Source organism: Nakamurella aerolata, from assembly GCF_013002705.1.
Taxonomy (GTDB): Bacteria; Actinomycetota; Actinomycetes; order Mycobacteriales; family Nakamurellaceae; genus Nakamurella; species Nakamurella aerolata.
Genome location: NZ_JABEND010000008.1, coordinates 187,481 through 202,840, shown reverse-complemented (window position 1 = coordinate 202,840; position 15,360 = coordinate 187,481). Strand labels below are relative to the sequence as shown.

11 protein-coding genes are annotated in these 15,360 nt (G+C 69.1%); 5 read left to right on the top strand and 6 right to left on the bottom strand.

Translation table 11 applies throughout. The features are described from left to right. The first annotated feature begins 398 nt into the window (after positions 1-398). Positions 399-4,256, top strand: a complete 3,858-nt coding sequence (locus HKD39_RS14305; RefSeq protein ID WP_343074728.1) for a glycoside hydrolase family 2 TIM barrel-domain containing protein — start codon at positions 399-401, stop codon at positions 4,254-4,256. 64 nt (positions 4,257-4,320) lie between these two features. Here HKD39_RS14305 and HKD39_RS14300 read toward each other — a convergent pair whose 3' ends face one another. From HKD39_RS14300 to HKD39_RS14290, 3 genes are all read right to left on the bottom strand, one after another. After that, entirely contained in the window at positions 4,321-4,770 is a 450-nt protein-coding gene (locus tag HKD39_RS14300; protein WP_171200546.1) for a GNAT family N-acetyltransferase, read from the bottom strand. A 153-nt stretch (positions 4,771-4,923) separates the two neighbouring features. Next, the gene (locus tag HKD39_RS14295) at positions 4,924-6,159 is read right to left on the bottom strand and encodes a hypothetical protein (RefSeq protein ID WP_171200545.1); all 1,236 of its coding nucleotides are present in this window, start codon (positions 6,157-6,159) and stop codon (positions 4,924-4,926) included. 54 nt (positions 6,160-6,213) lie between these two features. Beyond that, positions 6,214-7,383 (bottom strand): N-acetylmuramoyl-L-alanine amidase, encoded by a 1,170-nt coding sequence (locus HKD39_RS14290; protein ID WP_171200544.1) that lies wholly within the window; start codon positions 7,381-7,383, stop codon positions 6,214-6,216. A gap of 142 nt (positions 7,384-7,525) precedes the next feature. Here HKD39_RS14290 and HKD39_RS14285 point away from each other — a divergent pair, with 142 nt between their 5' ends. The 3 genes from HKD39_RS14285 (at position 7,526) to HKD39_RS14275 (ending at position 10,427) form a co-directional block, all read left to right on the top strand. After that, positions 7,526-7,747 (top strand): hypothetical protein, encoded by a 222-nt coding sequence (locus HKD39_RS14285; RefSeq protein ID WP_171200543.1) that lies wholly within the window; start codon positions 7,526-7,528, stop codon positions 7,745-7,747. Between the two features lie 287 nt (positions 7,748-8,034). Further along, positions 8,035-8,673: an RNA polymerase sigma factor gene (locus HKD39_RS14280; RefSeq protein ID WP_212754574.1), complete on the top strand. Its 639-nt coding sequence runs from the start codon at positions 8,035-8,037 to the stop codon at positions 8,671-8,673. Beyond that, positions 8,670-10,427 (top strand): hypothetical protein, encoded by a 1,758-nt coding sequence (locus HKD39_RS14275; protein ID WP_171200542.1) that lies wholly within the window; start codon positions 8,670-8,672, stop codon positions 10,425-10,427. The genes HKD39_RS14280 and HKD39_RS14275 overlap by 4 nt, the downstream gene beginning before the upstream one ends. A 71-nt stretch (positions 10,428-10,498) precedes the next feature. On the opposite strand, the gene trxA is transcribed toward HKD39_RS14275, so the two are convergent. Both trxA and trxB read right to left on the bottom strand, forming a co-directional pair. After that, complete coding sequence (gene trxA / locus HKD39_RS14270; RefSeq protein WP_171200541.1) at positions 10,499-10,822, bottom strand: thioredoxin; 324 nt, start codon at positions 10,820-10,822, stop codon at positions 10,499-10,501. A gap of 91 nt (positions 10,823-10,913) precedes the next feature. Continuing rightward, on the bottom strand, positions 10,914-11,978 hold the full coding sequence (gene trxB, locus HKD39_RS14265) for a thioredoxin-disulfide reductase (protein ID WP_171200540.1): 1,065 nt from the start codon (positions 11,976-11,978) through the stop codon (positions 10,914-10,916). Positions 11,979-12,056: 78 nt separating this feature from the next. Between trxB and HKD39_RS14260 the strand changes: the two genes are divergently transcribed. Next, positions 12,057-13,163: a hypothetical protein gene (locus HKD39_RS14260; RefSeq protein ID WP_212754586.1), complete on the top strand. Its 1,107-nt coding sequence runs from the start codon at positions 12,057-12,059 to the stop codon at positions 13,161-13,163. 116 nt (positions 13,164-13,279) lie between these two features. Here HKD39_RS14260 and HKD39_RS14255 read toward each other — a convergent pair whose 3' ends face one another. Beyond that, positions 13,280-15,145, bottom strand: a complete 1,866-nt coding sequence (locus tag HKD39_RS14255) for an alpha/beta fold hydrolase (RefSeq protein ID WP_171200539.1) — start codon at positions 15,143-15,145, stop codon at positions 13,280-13,282. Between the last annotated feature and the right edge of the window lie 215 nt (positions 15,146-15,360).

Here is a 15,360-nt window from a genome sequence, read left to right as displayed (position 1 = left end):
CCAGCGAAGTGCGTCCCGGCATTCGCGCCGGCCCGGCTGAATCAGCGTTGTCCGGCCCGGGCATCGGCACGGATTCGTCGGAGGGGTACCCGCTTCTCAGCGCAGAGAGGACCCGGAACATGTTCCGCTACCCGGCCAACACCACGAACGCAGCGCCACCCCACTCGCGACCAAGCCGGGCGAGGTGGCACCGGTGGCGCGCGGCGGCCGCGATCGGCACCGCGGCGGCGGTGGTGGTCAGCCTCGCCGTCGCTCCGGCCCAGGCCGGCACCCAGGCACGCACCGACGCGCGGGCCGGAGCGGCCACTGCGGCGCCGACTGCCGATCCGACTGCCGACACTGCCGCCACTCAAGCCACTCAGGCCACTGGGGCCACTCAGGCCGAGCCCAAGGGCGTCATCGGCGGCAGCTACGTCGCCCCGCGCGGCACCCAGAAGCTCACAAGCTGGCCGGCGCCGGCCAACGGCTACCCGGAATGGGACAACAACATCCCGGTCTTCCAGGTGAACAGCGAGCCGGCGCACACCACGCTGATGCCGTACGCCAACACCGGGCAGGCGCTCAAGGCCGACCGGACCAACTCGCCCTACCGACTCCGGCTGGACGGCACCTGGAAGTTCCAGCACGCGATGACGCCGGCGGAGCGCGACACCGACTTCTACGCCGAGAACGTCGGCCCGTCCGGCTGGGACGACATCAAGGTGCCCAGCAACTGGCAGCTGTCCAAACTGCCCGGCATCGACAAGCCGATCTACACCAACTCCACCTACCCCTTCTGGGGAGCCAACGGCAAGGGCGAGAACGCGCAGCCGCCAAGGGCTCCGCAGAAGTTCAACCCGGTCGGGCAGTACCGGCGCAGCTTCGAGTTGCCGCAGAACTGGTCGGGCAGAACCACTTTCCTGCACTTCGAGGGTGTCAAGAGCGCCTTCTACCTGTGGGTGAACGGGCAGAAGGTCGGCTACCGCGAGGGCAGCTACACGCCCAGCGAGTTCAACATCACCGACTACCTGCGGCCGGGCAGCAACAACATTTCCGTTGAGGTGTACCGCTTCCCGGACGGAGATTGGATGGAGGACCAGGACATGGTGCGGCTGAGCGGCATCTTCCGCTCGGTGTATCTGTTCTCCACCCCGCAGGTGCACCTGCGCGACTTCGCCATCGCCACCCCGCTGCGCGACAACTACACCAATGCCGACCTCGACGTCACTGCGTCGGTGCGCAACTACGGTGCGGACGCCACCGGTACCTACACCGTCCGCACCCAGCTGTACGACGCCGACGGCAAGCCGGTCTGGGACGCTCCGATGGACCAGAAGGTGAACATCGGCTCCGTCGCCACTGGGCTGGACGCCACCAGCTCGGCCCGCAAAGCCGTTGCCGCGCCGAAGCTCTGGTCGGCCGAGCAGCCCAACCTGTACACCGCCGTGCTGCAGCTGGTCGACCCGAACGGCAAGGTAACTGAGACGCTGTCCAACCGCGTCGGTTTCCGGGAATTCGGCATCAAGGACGGGCTGCTGCGGATCAACGGGCAGCCGATGTCGGTTCGCGGCACCAACCGGCACGAAACCGACCCGGACAACGGGCAGGCCGTCACCGAGGCCAACATGCGCCGCGACATGACGTTGATGAAGAAGCTGAACATCAACTCGGTGCGCACCTCGCACTACCCGAACAACCCCGCCTGGTACGAACTGGCGGACGAACTCGGCATCTATGTGATGGACGAGGCGAACATGGAGACGCACGGGGTGCGCAATCAGTACCCCACGTCCAACCCGGACTGGACCGCGGCCAGCCTCGACCGTATGCAGCAAATGGTGTTGCGGGACAAGAACCATGCGTCGGTGATCTTCTACTCGCTCGGCAACGAGGCGGGCGGCGGATCCAACTTCCAGAACATGCGCAACTGGGCCAAGGACTACGACCCGACCCGCGTCATCAACTACGAGGGTGACAACCGGCCGGAGGTCTCCGACATCCGCTCGGCCATGTACGAAAGCCCGACCAATGTGGAGAAGCGGGCCAGTGCCGTTGACCAGCGGCCGTATCTGATGATCGAGTACGCGCACGCCATGGGTAACTCCAACGGCAACTTCAAGGAATATTGGGACGTGGTGCGCAGGCACGACATCCTGCAGGGCGGCTACATCTGGGACTTCGTCGACCAGGCGCTGCGCTGGGACATCCCGCCGACCCGGAACGTGACCGAGAGCGGCCCCGGCAAGCTCAGCTCAGAACTGTTGCCCGGAGCCGAATTTGCGGCGGACAAGGGGTTGACCGGCGGCGCGCAGTTCGCGCAGAGCGACGCGCTCGACCTCACCTCTTCGCTCACCCTTGAGGCCTGGGTGACGCCGAACAGCATCGGCGGCCACCAACCGATCGTGGTGAAGGGCGACACCCAGTACTCGATCAAGCAGAACGGCAGCAAGCTCGAGTTCTTCATCTACTCCGGCGGCAAGTGGATCTCCACCAGCGCGCCGCTGCCGGCGGACTGGGTCGGCAAGGAGCATCACGTCGCGGGTGTCTTCGACGATAAGGCCGACCAGCTGCGGCTGTACATCGACGGCCAGCAGGTGGCCACCAGCGCCACCACCGCTGCGCCGCAATCCAACGGTGCGGCAGTGGGTCTCGGCGTCGACTCGCAGAACCCTGACCGGGTGCTGGACGGCACTATCCGCGCCGCCAGGGTGTACAACACGGCACTGGGCGCCGAGCAACTCGCCGACCCCGGCCGCACCCCGGCCGGCGCCGGTGTGCAGTTCTGGTTCGACGCGGCCACCGCGAAGTACGCCGAATCCGCCGACCAGCAGGGCACCTACCTTTCCTACGGCGGCGACTGGGGCGACAACCCCAACGACGGCAACTTCATGGCCAACGGCATTGTGCAGGCCGACCGGAAGATCGGCGGCAAGGCCACCGAGGTCAAGAAGGTCTACCAAGAGCTCAACGTGGCCGCGACCGATGCGGTGAACAAGGTCAAGCTCACCAACGAGTACCTGTTCACCAACGCCAACGCCTACCTGGCGGAGTGGACGCTGCTGCAGGACGGAATGCCGATCCAGCGCGGCCGGCTGAACTCGACGCAGCTGGACGTGAAACCGTTGAGCAGCAAGGAGATCACCCTGCCGCTGCGGCTGCCCAGCAAGCCGGCGGCCGGCACCGAGTACCAGCTGCAGTTCTCGTTCAGCACCAAGGTCGCCACCGCATGGGCACCGGCGCGCTATGAAGTGGCCAGCGAGCAGCTGCCGCTGGATCTGTCCAGCCCGGTGGTGCAGGAGCGGCCGCTGTCCGGTGTCCCGGCGCTGCGCATGACGCAGAACGCCGACGCGGTGACGGTGTCCGGCAGCACCTTCGCAGCGGCCATCGACAAGGCCAGTGGCACCCTCAGCAACTACACCGCCGGCGGGCAGCGGCTGGTGAATTCCGGTCCGGCGCCGAACTTCTGGCGCGCGCCCACCGACAACGACGAGGGCAACGGGCAGCCGGGGCGGCAGGCCACCTGGCGGCAGGCCGGTGCGAAACGCACCGTCACCTCCGTCACCGTCACCTCCGTCACCGTCACCGAGCTGGCCGACAAGGCCGTGCGCGTTGACGTCAAGGGCACCGTCCCGACCAACCCGGTATCGAACTACGGAACTACCTACACGGTGTTCGGCAACGGAGAAATCAAGGTGGACAACACCTTCCACCCCGGCGCCGCGACGCTGCCCTACATCCCGGAGATCGGCACCATGCTGACGCTGCCCAAAGAACTGGACAACGTCAGCTACTACGGCCGCGGTCCGCTGGAGAACATGTGGGACCGCAAGACCGGCTCGTTCGTCGGGCAGTACTCCACCACCGTCGACGGTCTCGGCACCGAGTACATCCGGCCGCAGGAGAACGCCAACCGCACCGACATCCGCTGGTTCGCACTCACCGGCGGGTCCGGCTCCGGGCTGCTGGTGTCGGCGGAGCCGATGCCGGACGCCGACGGCAAGCAACAGCTGCTGGAGGTGAACGCCTCGCACTTCACCCCGGAAGACGTCTCCCAGGGGGTGCGGCATCCGTACCAGTTGAAGCCGCGTGACGAGGTAGTCCTGCGGGTGAACTGGCACCAGATGGGTGTCGGCGGCGACAACAGCTGGGGCGCGCAAACCCACGACGCCTACAAGCTTTTCGCCGACCGCGACTACGCCTACACCTACCGGCTGCGGCCGCTGGATTCGGTGGACAACGCGTTCGCCCTGACTCGCTCGCCCACCGGCACCACGTAGTTCCGCTCGGCACGCGAAAGGGGCCAGGAACCGCACGGTTCCTGGCCCCTTTCTGTCGGGCACGTCAGCGTTCATCACCTGCCCGGGTACCGCGGGAGAGCTGACGTTCGAACACCAGCCCCGTCGGGTCCTCGCGCGGCGCACCGACGTAACGAAAGCCGCCCCGCCGCGCGAGCGCCTGGGACGCGGCGTTGTCGGCGGAGGTGATGATCACCAAGCGCCGCAGGTCGCCGCGTTCGGTGGCGAGCTCGACCAGCCGCGCGAGCGCCCGTGTTGCGTAGCCGCGCCGACGGTCGGACGCCGCGAAGACGTGGTACGCGATCAGCGCCTCACCGTTCGCGAGATTGATGTCGTGCAGCACTATCTGGCCGACAACCCGCCCGGCTACGTCGATCCCGAAGTGGTCGGTGTCGGGTTTGTTGATCCAGTGCCCCCAGGGCTGGGCCGTCTGCTGCTCCGCGATGCCGCTGACCTCGTCCGGGTCGACTCGTCGCAGCCGCACCGTGTCCGTCATGGACCAAGTGTTTCAAAGGCTGCCGAATCCCGGTGGACGCCTGGTGGACGCCCGGCGCGGCGGCCGGCGAGTCAGCGAGGTGGCCAGCGCGGTGGCCAGTGCGGTGGACGACGGGGTGGACCGGAAAACGACTGCAGCGCCGGCGCTTTCGCGCTACTGCAGCGTCCAGCAGGCGACTTCTGGGATCAGCGAACCATCGGTGCAGAGCGGGTTCTTGGTGTTCCAGCGCAATCCGCCGTACGCCTGGGTCTTGCCCGGATCGCCGACCGGGCGGGGCGCGGCGCTGCCGTCGGCCGGCGCCAGCGCCATGGTGAAGCCGGACGGCAGCCGGCTGTCGTTCTTCTTGTTTGCGGTGACCAGCGCGATCAGCGAACCATCTGGGGAGTAGCCGCCGGCCATGGTGTACGCGTCGGCGGTGCCGGGCACTGTCTTCTTGGCGCCGGTCTTCAGGTCGACGACGGAGGTCTCTCCCGGCAGGAAGCGCTGCAGGTCCGTCTTCGACACCAGCGCGTGCTGACCATCGGGTGAGGCGCCCAGCAACAGCGGCTGGCCCTCGCCCAGCGGCACCTGTGGGCCGGCCGGGGTTCCGGCCGGCAGCGTCAGCGAAACCAGCCGGGTGTCGTTCGGGGCGACCCGGCGCAGCGTCACCAGCGTCGAGCCGGCGAGCGTCACCCGGGTCAGCACGTCGTACGGTTCGGTGGCGCCCGGTACCAGCTGCTTGGTGCTGCCGTCAGCCGGGTTCACCTGCACCACCCCGCTGCCGATGGTGACGCCGTAGAGCGTGTCGTTCTCGCCCCATACGAACGCGGCCATCAGCTCCGGCAGATCGGGCCCGCCGCTGCCGGCGGGCGGGCTGCTCGAGCGCGCGCTACCGCTCGGCGCGCTACCACCCGGCGCGCTGCCGCTCGGCTCGGTGGGGCTCGGGGCGCCGGCGCCTCGACCGGACGGCAGCGTGCGCCGCGGGAGTTCGATGGTGGTGGCCTTGCCGGTGTCGGCGGCCACGATCCACGCGCCCCCGACCGGCGGGTATCCGACGGTGCGCGGGTCGGTGAAAACGACGTACCGGTCGCCGGCCGGTGCCAGCGCCACCGCGGGCTTGGGTCCGTCGTCCGGCAACTGCGCGCACACCGGCTGGTCGGTGCCGCGGACGCTGCACACCTTGTTGTTGTCGATGGCGACGGTGCGGCTGCCGTCGGCGGAGATGGCGATGATCTCCCCGCCGGGCGGTGGGCTCTGCGTCAGGCGCACCTTGTCGATCGCCGGTGGCTGGTAGCCGGATTCGGCGTCACCGGCGACGGGATCGGAGCACGCCGTCAGGGTGAGCAGCGCAACGGCGAGCGCGGCGCCCGCCAGCCGGCCACCGAGCGCCGTCCGGGTGGTTGCAGACATGCCGAACAGTATGCGGAGCGCACGTCCGGCCCGAGGCCGAATGGGCCGAATCGGCTACTCGGCGCCGTGCACCGAGCGTTCGTGCGCCATCAGGTCGGACAGCGTGAAGGTGCCGGTGTGCGGCTCGTCCCTGCCGTCCATGTAGAGCCGCTTCACCGCGACCAGAATGCCCTCGGCCACCCGGTTCCGGAACTCGGGGTCGAGGAGCTTGGCCCGGTCATCCGGATTGGACAGATAGCCGAGCTCCAGTTGGATCGCCGGCATGTTGGTGAGCACCAGCACGCCCCAGGCCCCGTGGTGCACCCGGCAGTCGAGCATCCGGGTGCGGGCCACCAGCTCGCGGTGCACCAGCGAGGCCAGCTGCTCCCCGAGCGTCGACGTCTTGCCGGTGTCGGTGCCGAAGTGGAAGGTGGCGATGCCGGACGCCAGCGGCGACGGGTTCGACTCGATGTGCAGGCTGAGCAGCAGGTCGGCGTCGATGGAGTTGGCCAAACCGGCGCGCTGCTTGGGATCCGGGTCGTCGTTGGGGCCGCGGGTGAGGTAGGTGGCCATGCCGGTGGCCGTCATCCGGCCTTCCAGCCGGCGGGCCAGGTCGAACACCAGGTCGGCGGCGCTCATCTGCTCGCCGTCCGGACCGGTGATCAGGAAACCAGTGTCCGCGCCGCCGTAACCAGGGTCGATGACGATGCGCTTGCCGCGCAGCCGCGGCCCGGCCGACCGCACCCGCTGGTGCTCCCGCAGGTAGTGCGGGCGGCCGCCGGTCACCAGTTGGCGTTTGGTGATCCGCTGCAACTCCCGCCCGGTCTCCAGGCCGAAGACGCCGTCCTCCGGCAGCCCGCAGTCGCGCTGGAACTGCCGGACCGCGGCGTCGGTGCGGGCTCCGAACAGCCCGTCCGGGCGGCCGGTGTTGTAGCCGAGATTCGACAGCTGGTTCTGCAGATCAACGATGTCGTCGCCAGTCATCGGCGCGGACAGCGTGTACGACAGGGTGCGGTCGCCGAGCTTCCAACGGGCGTCCAGCAGTGCCTGTTCGGTGGCCGGCCCCACCTTGCCGTCGACCAGCAACTGGCGTCCCTGCTGGAACGCGCGCACCGCTGAGTCGACGTCACGGTCGAAGACCTCCGCGCCGGACTCCTCGGTGGTCTGGGGCGGCAGCAGCCCGAGCGACGACAGCGATCGCCGCAGCTGCCCGACCTCGGGGCCGGCGTCGCCGAGTCGCAGCAAGCTGGTTCCTCCTGGTGAAGCGGTGCGCTGTCCGGTGGTGCTCTGGGGTGGTGCCGGCCCTGTGGTCAGGTGGTGCCGCCCCGCTCGTCGGATCGATGGCCCCGGCAGTTCATCAACCCGCTCCGGGCCGAGTGTGCCACGGATGCCGATCGGCACGACATCGCCGCCACGCACGGTGATGAGATGTCATCAATTCGTGGCGACGGTCTTCGCCTCGGTGGGTCAGTTCACGGTACGCCGTCAGGGCGGGCGCTCCGGCGGGCTGGCTGCCAGGAGCCATATGTCCGAAAGTGGCTTCTCGTTCGAGTTCGCCCGCGGGGCCATCCGCGGTTTGCGGATCGAGAAGCCACTTTCGGACAAATGAGCAGGCTGACTGCGGCACAGCGCCGCCAGATGCTGGTCCGGACGCTGGCTAGATCGCGACCGAGCACTGCACAGATCGGTGTCGGCCGAGCGTTGGACAGGGTATGAAGCAACTTGTCGGGAGGCCAACATGACCAGCAACGCCAGCAGTACCGGCAGCATCCGCAGCACCGGTAGCCAGTCGATACCGCCGCCGGAAGCCGGCACCCGGCCCGCCGGGTACGCCGGGCCGGCATGGGCCGCTGGCTTTGCCCGGCCGGCTCGGTGCACCACAGACCGGCCGGTCCGGTGACGACGCTGCCGATGGCCGCCGACGACCCGCCGCCTGCGGTCCTGCCCGCCGTGGCGTCCACCGGTGGTCGTCCAGCGGATCGCTCCGGCTCAGACCGTCCCACGCTGGCGGCAGCGGTGGCCGCGCCCGCCGGCGCACGCAGCTTCGAGGGGTTCCTGTCGACCGAGCTCACCGACCTGACCCGGTTCGCCGGTGTGCTGACCGGCGACCGGCAGCTCGGGCAAGACGTCCTCGCCGATGCGCTGCTCAAGGCCGGCAAGCACTGGCGCCGGATCGCCGCTGTCGACGACCCGCGCGCCTACGTCCGCCGGATGGTGGTCAACAGCTATCTGGACGAGCGGCGGCGCTCCAAGCGCAGGCCGGTGCTGCTGACCTCGGACACCGCGGTGCTGGATCGGCCGGCCGGCGTCGATCCCGCCGCGACCGCGCAGGTCCGCGACCAGCTCAGGACGCTGCTGGATGCGCTACCTCGCCAGCAGCGTGCGGCGGTGGTGCTGCGCTACCTGTTCGACCAGACCGACGACGAGATCGCCGCCGCCATCGGGTGCCGCCCGGCGACCGTCCGCTCCCACCTGTCTCGCGCGCTGCACCGCCTGCGGTCCAGCGCCACCCCCACTTCGGAGGCATCGTCATGACCGACCAGCAACCCGATCGTTCCGACGATCTGGAAAACCAACTCCGCCAACACCTTTCCGCCGCCTACCGCAGCGGCGCGAACGCCACCGACCCGCAGCGCATCGCCGCCGACGTCAGGACCGGTGTGGCCAGAAGCTCCCGCCGGCGCACCGCTGTCACCAGCGTCGCCGCCGCAGCTGCCGTGGTGGCGCTCACCGCCGGCGTCACCGTCGCCGTCAACGGGCAGCGGGACGCCGCCGAATCCAGCCGTAGCGCCGCCGCAGCCCAGAGTTCACCCGCCGGCAGCGCCGCGGCCTCCGATGCACCGGGCGCTCCACGTACCGATTCGATACCGATGCAGCCGGTTCCTGAGCAAGAGAATTGCGGCACCGGCGATCTGCCCAAGATGAATCAAGGGTGGAGTTATCTGGACAACGCTCCGATCGCACCGCGGACGCCGGCGGCAACGGTATGGACCGGCAGCACGATGCTGGTGGTGGGGCGCGCCGGGAACGCGTCCTGTTCGGCGTCCGACGCGCGGCAGGGAGCGGCCTACGATCTGAAGACCAAGGCGTGGAGCAAGCTGCCGGACGCGCCGAGCCCGATCGGTGCAACCGGGAACTTCGGTTCGGTATGGACCGGCAGCGACCTCGTCGTCTGGACCGCCGGTGCCGATACCGCCCTCTACTCCCCCTCGGCCCAGCGCTGGCGGACGGCGCCGCCGCTGCCGTTCGACGTGCGCGGCAGCGAACCCGACGACGTTTCGCATCAAACGGAGCAGACCGTGTGGGACGGCAAGCGCATCGTCGTCCTGGCTCAGGATGTCAAGCGCCCCAACCACATCAACGTCGCGGCGCTCGATCCGGCGACGCTGCGCTGGGCCGAGCTTCCCGGCATCGATCTGGCGCCGGGGCGCAATGCCGATCAGATCGCTGCCGCCGTCCCGACCGAGGGCGCGGACGCGGGGTCGGTTTACCTGCGGATCGGCTGGTGGGCCGGCATCGCTGACCGACCGGCCGGGTCGGGTGCCGAGCAGTCGGGTGCCGCGCGGTCCGGTGTCGAGCGATCCGGCGCCGAGCAGTCCGCGGCCGGGCGGTTGGTACCAGAGCAGTCGGCGGCGGCGCCGCAGCTGCCGGATGGTGCGGGCCCGTCAGACTACGGAACGGTGAGCTACCGGCTCGCTGCCGGCGCGAAGGGCTGGGCGGCGGCCCCCAGCATCGGGCAGCGCGAGGACTTCGGCCAGCTCTATGCCGCCGGCGACACCCTGGTCTGGGCCGGCGGCCGAAGCTCGATCCTTGACCCCAAGGCGTCCGACGAGGGAAAGAGTCAGTTGTCGGTGTGGACGCTGCGTCTGCCCGACGGCTCGGCGGAGCGGGTCAAGACACCCGGCCCCCGCGCCGACGGCCAGTGGCTGGAACCGGGCGGAACGCCGATCTGGACCGGCGACGGGCTGATCTACCTGCACGAGTACCCGACGCCGGGCGGTGCGACGGCCGAACGGACCGGCGAGAGCGTCCGGCGCTGGAGCCTGGGTGACGACAGCTGGGCCAGCCTGGGTCTGCCGATGAGCAGCGACGGCGACTACTCCGTCCCGGGGTTGGTGTGGACCGGTAGCCAGCTCGTGGGATGGGGCACCGCTCCCGGCATCACCATCGACACCGGGTCCGCCCCGGCCAGCGGCGCCACGCAACGGCCGGACGGAACCTCGCTGGTCCCGTTGCAGCCGGAACCGGTGGTCGGCATCGGGCTGCAGTTCACGCCGACGGAGAAGTAGCTCCGAGCAGCGAAAGGGCCGGCACCCAGCACGGGTGCCGGCCCTTTCGCCGCGGCGAGAAGCGTTGCGGCTCAGGCCAACACGTCGCTGAACTCGCTGAGCAGCTTGGCCTTGGGGTGCGCACCGACGACCTGCTTGACGACCTCGCCGTTCTTGAACACCAGCATGGTCGGGATCGACAGGATCTGGTACTGCTGCGCGATCTGCGGGTTGGCGTCGATGTCGAGCTTGGCGACGGTCACCTTGTCGGCGTTGTTGTCGGCGATCTCTTCGAGCACCGGGGCGACCACCTTGCACGGGGTGCACCAGGTGGCCCAGAAGTCGACGATCACCGGCTTGTCGGACTGCAGTACGTCCTTGGCGAAGTCGGCGTCGGTGGTGGTGATGGTGGCCATGGTGTTGCCCTCCTGAGGGTTTCGGTCCGGGTCCGGACGATGGGGGATGGTGGGTCTGGGTGGTTGGTGCCGGTTGGTTGTATCCGGTGGGTCAGACGTTCGCGGTGTGCTGCTGCAGCGGAGCGTTGTCGGCGCCGTCGGTGCTGTGCTCCGGCTCCGGGTCGGTGGTGTCGGCGCCGTGCGAAGCCAGGTAGTGCTGGCTGTCCAGCGCGGCGGCGCAGCCGGAACCGGCGGCGGTGATGGCCTGCCGGTAGGTGTGGTCGACCAGGTCGCCGCAGGCGAACACGCCGGGTGAACTGGTGGCGGTGCCGGCAATGTCGGCGGGGGCGCCGGGAATGTTCTTGCCCGTCAACACATATCCCTCGGCGTCGGTGGCCACCTGGTTGCGGAACAGCTCCGACCGCGGGTCGTGCCCGATCGCCAGGAACAGCCCGGTGGCGTCCAGCTTGCGGCGCTCGCCGGTGACGGTGTCGGTGAGTTCCAGCGACTCCACCTTGCCCTCGCCGTCGACGCCGGTCACCTGCGCGTTGGTGGCCCAGGAGATCTTCGGGTCGGCCTTGGCCCGGTCCAGCATGATGGGGCTGGCCCTGAAGTTGTCGCGGCGGTGCACCAGGGTGACCTTGTCGGCGAAGCGAGTGAGGAAGGTGGCCTCCTCCATGGCGGAGTCGCCGCCGCCGACCACCGCGATGTGCTGGTTCTTGAAGAAGAACCCGTCGCAGGTGGCGCAGGCCGACACGCCCTTGCCGATCAGCCGCTGCTCGTCGGGCAGGTTCAGGTAGCGGGCGGCGCTGCCGGTGGCCAGCACGATGGCCCTGGCGGCATAGACCTTGCCGTCGACGGTCACCTTCTTGATCGGGCCGTCCAGCTCCATGTGTTCCACGTCTTCGGGGCGCAACTCGGCGCCGAACCGCTCGGCCTGCTCGCGCATCCGCGCCATCAGGTCGGGGCCCATGATGCCCTCCGGGAACCCGGGGTAGTTCTCCACCTCGGTGGTGGTCATCAGGGCGCCGCCGAAGCTGATGCCCTCGAACACCAGCGGGTGCAGATCGGCGCGAGCCAGGTACAGCGCGGCGGTGTAGCCGGCCGGGCCGGACCCGACCACGATCACCTCGCGGACGTCCTGCGCACTGCCGGTATCGGTGTTACTGCTGGTCACGGGGCTGCTCCCAGGTTCTGCGGCTGACGCTGGACTGGTCGACGCGTCTGCCGAGTTTTCTGATTGAAGAATCCAAAAGTGGAAACGCCAGCGTACCCAGCGGCATTCCCCGCTGTGCTCCGCGCGGCCGGTGGCGTGCAGGTCGGGCTCGGCAGTGTGCTTGCCTGCACCACCCGCATCGTCCGCATCGAGCGCGCGCCCGGCGCCGGTGCCGGGACCATTGCCCCCGCGCGTTCGGCCCGGGTGACGGACAATGCACCGATGACGTTCGACGTGCGCACCACTTGGCCGCTGCTGGCGTGTTTGGCGTCGTTCATCGTGACGTTTCTGGTGACGAGGCTGATCACCAGGATGATCCGCGCCGGACGCGGCCCGTTCCGCAACAACGTCACCTCGTCCGGGGTGCACATTCACCACGCGGTGCCAGGGCTGATCCTGCTGCTGATCGGCGCGGTGATGGCGCTGGCCGCCGACTGGCCGGTCGCCAGGATCCTGGCCGGGGTGGCGGTCGGAGTGGGCGCGTCGCTGGTGCTGGACGAGTTCGCGCTGATCCTGCACCTGCAGGACGTGTACTGGGCCAAACAGGGGCAGGCGTCGGTGCAGGCAGTGGCGCTGGCCACGATGTGTCTTTCACTGGTCGCGCTGGGGGTCTCCCCGGTGACGGACTCCGATTTCACCGGCGGCTGGCAGGTGGTCGTCCCGGTGGCGGTGATGTACGCGATCACGTTGGTGTGCTTGGTCATTGCCGCGATGCGGGGCAAGTACCGGCTGCTGTTGCTCGCGGTGTTCTTCCCGCCGGTAGCCTGGGTGGCCGCGAGTCGGCTGGCCAAGCCGAACTCGGCCTGGGCCAGGCGGCACTACCCGGAAGGCTCCAAGAAGCTGGCGAAGGCGCAGCGCCGCGAGTCGAGGCTGTCGCGGGTGTGGGGCAAGCGCTGGACGGAGTTCGCGGACGCCGTCGCCGGTGCGCCGGACTCGCCGCCCGGGGTGGCGTCCGATGCGCCACCGGCGCTGGCGTCGGACTCGGCCTCGTCGCGGGGGGTGCCGCCGGATGTGCGGTCGGACGTGCCGCCGGATGTGCGGTCGGACGTGCCGCCGGATGTGCCGTCGGACGGGTCGTCGGCTTCGGGACAGGACGCCCAGGCAGCTGCCAGGGCCGCCGCTGGTTCAGACCCGGCGCAGCGGTAAGGGCCCGCTCCGATTCGGAACGGGCCCTTACCGGGTTGCCTCACCGGTGTTGCGTCAGGCCTGGTGCGTCATGCGTGTTGCCACCTGCCTGGTGCGTCGCGCCTGATTCAGCCGGGTCAGCGGCCGAAGCGCTTCAGCACCGCAAGGCCGGCGGTGCCGTACTGCTCCGCAACCTGCGCGCGCAGCAGCCGCTCGGATTCGGCGTTCGCCAGCAGTTCGTCACCGGCGGTGCTGGTGGCGATCTTCTTGGCGGTGCTGCCGGCCGGCGTCCACGGACCGGGATCGACCGGCACGTGCTTGGCCTTGTTGTTGAGCTTGCCCCAGTTCTCGTAGGTGGTGTCTTCCAGCGGCAGCGGCAGTGCCTGCGACACCGCAATGTCCTTGGGCTGCTTGCCCTTCAGGAAGTAGTTGATGATGGGGCGGTCGAAAGCCTCTGTGCCGTAGGGGAACAGACCGTGTGATCCCTCGTTGTCGACCGCCGAGAAGCTGGTGTTGGGCAGCTTGACACCGCTGGTGTAGCCGGTCTCCCAGGCGGTCTGCGAGTCCATTTCGGACTGCGCCACAACGGTTTTCGGGAACCACTTGGTGGCGACCGGCATCATGTTGTTGGTCCGCCAGAAGGCGCACAGTGGGACACTGGACAGCAGCCCCCACTGCGCGGTCAGCGGGGCCTTCTTCGCCGTCTTGGCGTTCTTGGCCTCCCAGTAGGCGGCACCCTGGGTCCATTGTCCGTCGTTGCAGCGGATCATGTCGAACGCGTCGTTGAAGGTGCCGGTGGTTTGCGCCGCGGCCGGGGCCTGACGCGCATCACGGTTGCCGCCGAGCTTGGCCAGCTCCAGCGCCAACTCGCGGTTCTGGTCCAGCTCGGCCGGGGCGGCCATCCGGTTGCGGGCGCCCGGCTGGGCCGCCTTCCGCTCCAGCAGCGCGGCGACGGTGGCGGCCGGGTCAGCCGCTGCGGCGGCAGCGGCGTCTTCAGGACTCTCGCCGATTTCGATCAGCGTCTGCACCACGCTGCCGGCGGCCGGGTAGTTCTCGTTCGAGCTGAAGGCGCTGGTGCCGCCGAACAGGATCCAGACAAACCTGACGAGGCCGGGATCGAGCTTGGCGGTGGCGGCGAAGTACCGGTTGTAGATGGACCTCGGGTCCTCGCCGAGGCCGTAGGTGTCGTTCTGCCTGGCGATCCAGCTCATCATCCGCATCTGGAACTGCCGGTCGCGGGCGATCGGCTGCAGGTCCCAGGTCTTCTGCAGGGTCGGCTCGGTGACGTCGGTCGAGGAGTCGAGCAGGAACCGGCCGCCGAACTTGGCGCCGAAGACGTTCTCGTACCAGGCGCCGAGCCAGGTGCCGTAGGAGTAACCGATGTAGCTGAGCTTCGGTGCCTTCAGCAGGTACCGGATGAAGTCCATGTCGTAGGTGGTCTGCTCGGTGTTCACCGCGCGGATGGCCGGGTCCTTGCTGCACGCCGCCGCGATGGCCTTCGACTCGGCGTTCGGGTCGGTGGAGTTGGCGTCGTAGCTGTACTGGCAGCTGGGCACCGTGCTCTGGCCGACGCCGCGCGGGTCGAAGCCGATGTAGTTGTAATACGGATTCAGATCGGGAGTGCGTTCCTGCATCGCCGGGCCCCAGACCAGGCCGGAGCCGCCGGGGCCGCCGGGGTTGGTGAAGATGGTGCCGGCGTAGCGCGGGTTCTTCACATCGATGTTGTGGGCCTGCGAGATGCGGACGGAAAAGGTGTTGCCGTCCTTGGGGTTATGCCAGTCCCGCGGCACGGTCACGGTGGCGCACTTGACGTTCGGCTGGTTGAAGCGCTCGTTGAGGGCGGCGCTGCCGAAGTCGCAGGTCTCCCAGGTCAGCTTCTGCCTGGCCAGCTTGCCGGCCAACTTGCCGACGTCGGGGGCCTGCCCGGCGGTGTTGGTCCTGGCCTGCGGTGGCGGCGCCGCCGCTGCCGGGCTGGCGCCCAACAGCCCGGCTGGCAGTGCCACCAGGGGCAGTGCGACGGCGGGAACCAGGGCAAGAGTGGCGATTCGTCCGCGCCGTCCGTGTCTTCCGGACCGGGAACCATTGGCTGGGCGGGCGGCCGCCGGGGTGCGGGTAGTGGGTAGTCTCATGCTGCCTCCGAGGTGTTGGGATCGGCGTGCGGACGCCGAGCTTGCCCGACAGGCAATCAGGCGAACCCGCTAGCGGCCAAGAGTTCTCG